The sequence below is a fragment of the Thauera phenylacetica B4P genome (genome assembly GCF_000310225.1).
GTDB lineage: Bacteria > Pseudomonadota > Gammaproteobacteria > Burkholderiales > Rhodocyclaceae > Thauera > Thauera phenylacetica.
In genome coordinates this window covers 1-5,896 of sequence record NZ_AMXF01000246.1, presented here as the reverse complement: position 1 = coordinate 5,896, position 5,896 = coordinate 1, and the positions used below count along the sequence as shown (strand labels likewise).

Annotated in this window: 5 protein-coding genes and 1 pseudogene; 1 reads left to right on the top strand and 5 read right to left on the bottom strand. The window is 70.8% G+C overall.

The features are described 5' to 3' along the window. From C667_RS26560 to C667_RS19535, 5 genes and pseudogenes are all read right to left on the bottom strand, one after another. Positions 1-124, bottom strand: a pseudogene (locus C667_RS26560) (methyltransferase); the annotation flags it as partial. Positions 125-149: 25 nt separating this feature from the next. Next, positions 150-752, bottom strand: coding sequence for a YqiA/YcfP family alpha/beta fold hydrolase (locus C667_RS19550; protein WP_004377931.1), 603 nt, complete (start codon positions 750-752; stop codon positions 150-152). Between the two features lie 13 nt (positions 753-765). Next, positions 766-1,590 (bottom strand): undecaprenyl-diphosphate phosphatase, encoded by an 825-nt coding sequence (locus tag C667_RS19545; protein WP_004377930.1) that lies wholly within the window; start codon positions 1,588-1,590, stop codon positions 766-768. 132 nt (positions 1,591-1,722) lie between these two features. Beyond that, positions 1,723-1,977, bottom strand: a complete 255-nt coding sequence (locus tag C667_RS19540) for a YkgJ family cysteine cluster protein (protein ID WP_004377929.1) — start codon at positions 1,975-1,977, stop codon at positions 1,723-1,725. 3 nt (positions 1,978-1,980) lie between these two features. Continuing rightward, positions 1,981-2,496, bottom strand: a complete 516-nt coding sequence (locus tag C667_RS19535) for a DUF2478 domain-containing protein (RefSeq protein WP_004377928.1) — start codon at positions 2,494-2,496, stop codon at positions 1,981-1,983. Positions 2,497-2,608: 112 nt separating this feature from the next. On the opposite strand from C667_RS19535, the gene hrpA reads away from it, so the two are divergent. Beyond that, positions 2,609-5,896, top strand: a 3,288-nt coding sequence (gene hrpA, locus C667_RS19530; RefSeq protein WP_004377927.1) for an ATP-dependent RNA helicase HrpA, incomplete at its 3' end; no start/stop codon positions are given.

Below are 5,896 nucleotides of genomic sequence, written 5' to 3'. Positions count from 1 at the left end.
GGTCGGCGCGCAGGTGGGCGCCGTCGGCGTAGCGCGCGGCGATGCGGTTGAAGCCGGCGCGCTCCATGGCCTTGAAGCGGCGGGCGTCGAAGCCGGGCTGGGCGGGGTCGGTGGGGCGGCTCATCGGGTGCGCTCCGTGTGCGGGTGGGTCAGGGGCGGGGGGCTGCGGGTCGGGCATCGCCGAGCCCCGCGTAGGCGATCACCTCGTCCAGGTAGTCGTTCCAGCGCGAGAAGCCATGGTCGCCGCCTTCGAGCACGGTCTGGCGTGCGCCGGCGTACTTCTCTACCGCGTGGCGGTAGTCGAGCACCTCGTCGCCGATCTCCACCATCAGCCAGAAGCGCCGCGGCCGGGTGATCGTCGGCACCTCGATCGCGCGCAGCTCGTCGATGTGGCCATGGGTGAATTCGAAGCGCTCGCCGGTGTAGAGGTTGTCCTGCGTGCCGACATAGGCCTCGAGCGACAGCGGCGCGACCACCGCCGGATTGACCAGCACCGCACGCAGGTCGTGGCGCTCGGCGAGCCAGGTGGCGTAGTAGCCGCCGAGCGAGCTGCCGACCACGGTGGGATCCAGCCCGGCGGCGCGCGCGCGCGCGATCTCGCCCTCGGCGAGCGCGATCGCGGCGCGCGGCGACACCGGCAGCTGCTCGCACCAGAAGCGCTCGGCGAGACCGCGCTCGAGCATGCGCGCCTTCAGGGCGCGCGCCTTGATCGAGGCGGGGGCGGAGCGGAAGCCGTGCAGGTAGATGATCATCGTGCGTGCTCGATCAGGGTTCGGACCATTCCACCCAGCCGAAGTACCAGGTCGCGAGCACGAAGATGCCGAACACGATGCGGTACCAGGCGAAGGCGATGAAGGTGTGGTTGGAGATGAACTTGATGAAGCTCTTCACCGCCCACATCGCGGCGACGAAGGAGGCGACGAAGCCGACCGCGAACACCGGCAGGTCTTCCACCCGCAGCAGCGCCCAGTTCTTGTACAGGTCGTAGGCGGTGGCGGCGAACATGGTCGGGATCGCCAGGAAGAAGGAGAACTCCGCCGCCGTCTTGCGCGACAGGCCGAAGATCACGCCGCCCATGATGGTCGCGCCCGAGCGCGAGGTGCCGGGGATCATCGCCAGCGCCTGGGCGAAGCCGACCTTCAGGGCGTCGGTCCAGCGCATGTCGTCCACGTCGTTGATGCGCGGGTGGTAGGCGCGCTTTTCCACGTACAGGATGATCAGGCCGCCGACCACGAGCGCGGTGGCCACCGTGATCGGGTTGAACAGCAGGCCCTTGATGGTGGAGTGGAACATCAGCCCGAGGATGGCTGCGGGCAGGAAGCCGATGAACAGCAGCCACACGAAGCGCTGCGCGCTCGGTTCGGTGGTGAGCCCGCTCGCGACCTTGATCAGGCGCTCGCGGTAGTCCCAGCACACGGCGAGGATGGCGGCGAGCTGGATGACGATCTTGAACACCTTGCTGGTGTCGTCGTTGTAGCCGAGCAGGTCGCCGATGATGATGAGGTGGCCGGTGGAGGACACCGGCAGGAATTCGGTCAGGCCTTCGACGATGCCGAGGACGAGCGCGACGAGGAGGAGGGAGAGGTCCATGCGGCCGGGTTCGGGGTGGAGAGAGGAGGCGGGATTATAGCGCTCGCAATGTTGCACCGCAGGGGCGATGCAGGATGGATGGCGGGGCGCGCTCCGTGCGGGGCCCGCGGCGCGTGCCTGCCGACGGCGTGCTCAGGCCGAGGTCAGTGCCTCGAGCCTGTCCAGGTACTGCAGCGCCTGGGTGCGATCCTCGCCGCACATCTCCGGGGACGGTTTCAGGCTGGCGCACACCGCCGGCCGGCGCGGGTCGCCGAAGAGCAGGCAGCGGTCCGCGGCGTCGAGGTGCACGCAGCGCACGCCCGCGGGCTTGCCGTCCGGCATGCCGGGGATGGGCGAGGAGATCGAGGGCGCGATGCAGCAGGCGGCGCAGCCGGGGCGGCAGTCCATGCCTCAGCTGGCGTGCGGCGCCGACCACCAGGCGAGGATGGCGTCGAGCGTGGGCTCGAGCAGCACGCCCTCGCCACCGGTGAACTCCTTCCACTCGGCGAGGAAGCGCTCGCCCACCGCGGTGAGCAGGGGCACGCCGGCGACGACGGTCTCGGCCATCTCGTCGCGCAGGCCGGAGCCGGCCACTTCCTGAGCACCGAACTTGTTGATGATGACCAGATCGACGCCGCGCGCGATCGCGCCGCGCACCGCCATCGAGCCGCGCGCGAGCGCGTCCGGGTCGACCCGGCAGGAGATCGAGCCGCGGCCGAGCTCCTGCGATAGCGGGATGCTCTCGCCGGTCTCGAGGTTCTCGAGCTGCATCGCGCAGGGGTCCTCGATGATCGTGGCGATGTCGTGCTGCAGCACGCCACCCAGGCGTACGCCGCGCTCGCCCAGTGCGCGCGCGGCGCGGGCGAGCAGGGCCTCGATGTTGTCGGTGGGCTTGTAGACGACGGCGGCGATGGCGTGTGCGGGCATGGTCGGGCTCGGCGGGCAGCTCTTCGTGGGTGGGCGCCATTGTCGCACTGCGGCGCCAACAAGGCGAAGATGCGGTAGATAATGCGCGGCCCGACGAAGCCGAAACGGATCCATGAGGGCTGAACACAAGGGCGAGCGCCGCCCGTCCGCGCTGCCGAACTTCAATGACTGCCTGAGCGTCGATCGCCCGCGCCTGCGCCGCATGGCGCGCGACCTCTTGCGCCCGCCGCGCGCCGACGAGCGTGCCACGGCGCAGCGCGTGCGCCTGCAGGAGGACTTCGACGCGCTCCTCGAGCGCTCGCGTGCCGCGCTGCTCGCCCGCCGCGCGGCGCTGCCGGTGCCCGACTTTCCGCCCGAACTGCCGGTGTCGGCGCGTCGCGACGAGATCGCCGAGGCCCTGGCAGCGCATCAGGTCATCATCGTGTGCGGCGAGACCGGCTCCGGCAAGACCACCCAGCTGCCCAAGATCGCGATGACGCTCGGTCGTGGCGTCGCCGGCCTGATCGGCCACACCCAGCCGCGCCGGCTCGCCGCGCGCGCCACCGCCAGCCGCATCGCGCAGGAGCTCAGGAGCCCGCTCGGCGAGGTCGTCGGCTACAAGATCCGCTTCACCGACAAGACCAGCGAGCGCAGCCACGTCAAGCTGATGACCGACGGCATCCTGCTCGCCGAGACCCAGACCGACCCGCTGCTCGCCGCCTACGACACGCTGATCATCGACGAGGCCCACGAGCGCAGCCTCAACATCGACTTCCTGCTCGGCTACCTGAGGACGCTGCTGCCGCGCCGGCCCGACCTGAAGGTGGTGGTCACCTCGGCGACGCTGGATGCCGAGCGTTTCGCGAAGCACTTCGCCGACGCCGCGGGCAAGCCGGCGCCGGTGATCGAGGTGTCCGGCCGCCTGTATCCGATCGAGATGCGCTACCGGCCGGTGGAGAGCGAGGACGTCGACCCGGCGGCCGCGGCGCGCGCGTCCGCCAAAGGTGGGAAGGAGGGCGACAAATCCAGGGCGGGTGGCAGAGACAAGAGCCGCGACCTCATGGACGCGCTGGTCGACGCGGTCGACGAGGCGCAGCGCTGCGGCCCGGGCGACGTGCTCGTCTTCCTGCCCGGCGAGCGCGAGATCCGCGAGGCCGCCGAGGCGCTGAGGAAGGCCCATCACCTCCCCGGCACCGAGATCCTGCCGCTGTTCGCGCGCCAGTCGGCGCAGGAGCAGGCGCGCGTGTTCTCGGCCTCGAACGGGCGCAGGGTGGTGCTGTCGACCAACGTCGCCGAGACCTCGCTGACCGTGCCGGGCATCCGCTACGTGGTCGACACCGGCCTGGCGCGCATCAAGCGCTACTCGCCGCGCACCAAGGTCGAGCAGCTGCAGGTCGAGAAGATCGCGCAGTCGGCCGCGCAGCAGCGTGCCGGCCGCTGCGGGCGGGTGATGGACGGGATCTGCATCCGGCTGTACGACGAGGACGACTTCAACCGTCGCCAGCCGCACACCGACCCGGAGATCCTGCGCTCCTCGCTCGCCGGCGTGATCCTGCGCATGAAGGCGCTGAAGCTGGGCGCGGTGGAGGATTTCCCCTTCATCGATGCGCCCGGTTCGCGCCTGATCGGCGACGGCTATGCGCTGCTGGCCGAGCTCGGCGCCGTCACCGACGACGATGAGCGCAAGCTGACGCCGACCGGCATTGAACTGGCGAAGCTGCCGCTCGACCCGCGCATCGGTCGCATGATCCTCGCCGCGCGCGACCGCGGCGCGCTCGCCGAACTGCTGGTGATCGCCGCCGCGCTGTCGGTGCAGGACCCGCGCGAGCGTCCGCAGGACAGCCTGGGCGCGGCCGACCAGGCGCACGCGAGGTTCCGCGGCGGCGAGCAGGACGAGAAGTCCGAGTTCCTGTGGTACTGGCACCTGTGGAAGGCCTGGGACGAGGTCCAGCGCCACGAGACCTCGAGCAAGCAGAAGGCCTGGTGCAAGAAGCACTTCCTCAACTACATGCGCATGCGCGAGTGGCGTGACGTGTTCGCCCAGCTCCACACCCTGTGCGCCGAGCACGGCTGGAAGGAGAACGCGCAGCCGGCGAACTACGAGGCGATCCACAAGGCGCTGCTCGCCGGCCTGCTCGGCAACATCGGCTGCAAGGCGGATGAAGGCGAGTCGGCGGGCAAGGGCCCGCAGGCCGGCTCCTACCTCGGCGCGCGCGGCATCCGCTTCTGGCCGCACCCCGGCTCGGCGCTGGCGAAGAAGGCCGGCAAGTGGATCATGGCCGCGGAGCAGGTCGAGACCTCGCGCCTGTTCGGGCGCTGCATCGCCCGCATCGAGCCGGAGTGGGTGGAGGAGGTCGGCGGCCACCTGATCAAGCGCCAGGTCTTCGAGCCGCACTGGTCGAAGTCCTCCGGTGCGGTGCGCGCCTGGGAGCGCGGCACGCTGTACGGCCTGGTGATCTACCCGCGCCGCGGCGTGGCCTACCGCGACATCGACCCCGCGCTGTGCCGCGAGCTCTTCATCCGCGAGGGCCTGGTGCAGGGCGAGATCGCCGAGGGGCCGGCGCGCGCGATGGCCTTCCTGGCGCACAACCAGCGCATGGTGGCGGAGATCGAGCGCCTCGAGCACAAGTCGCGCCGCCCCGACGTGCTGGTGGACGAGGCACTGATCGAGGCCTTCTACGACAGCAAGCTGCCCGAGGAGGTGTGCGATGTCGCCGGCCTGGAGGCCTGGCGCAAGCCGGCGGAGAAGGCCGAGCCGAAGCTGCTGCACCTGTCGCGCGAGCAGCTCATGCGCCACGAGGCCGAGGGCGTCACCACCGACCGCTTCCCGCCCGTGCTGGAGGTGCTCGGGCAGAAGCTGAAGCTCACCTACCTGCACCAGCCCGGCGAGGCCGACGACGGCGTGACGCTCGCGGTGCCGCTGGCCATGCTCAACCAGATCCCCGCCAACCGCTGCGAGTGGCTGGTTCCCGGCCTGCTGGAGGAGAAGGTCGCGGCGCTGATGAAGACCGTGCCGCAGAAGCACCGCCACCGCCTGCAGCCGGTCGCCGAGAGCGCGGCGGCCTTCATGGCGGCCTTCGAGGCCGGCGAGTTCGACACCGACGAGCCGCTGCTGAAGATGCTGCAGCGCTTCGTCGAGGAGCGCGTGCAGTTGAAGCTGCCGCTGGAGAGCTTCCGCGCCGAGAACCTCAAGCCGCACTGCTTCATGAACTTCCGTGTCATCGACGAGCACGGCCGCGTGATGGGCCAGTCGCGCAACCTGATGGAGCTGCGCGCGCGCTTCCGTGAGCAGGTGGCGGCGCGCTTCTCGGCGGCGAAGATCGGCGGCGCGCTCGCGGGCGCGCTGTCGGCGGCGGGCGTCGGGGAGGCGGAGGCGGGGCAGGGCCGTGCCGAGGGCGGGACGGGGCATGGCGCGGGCGCC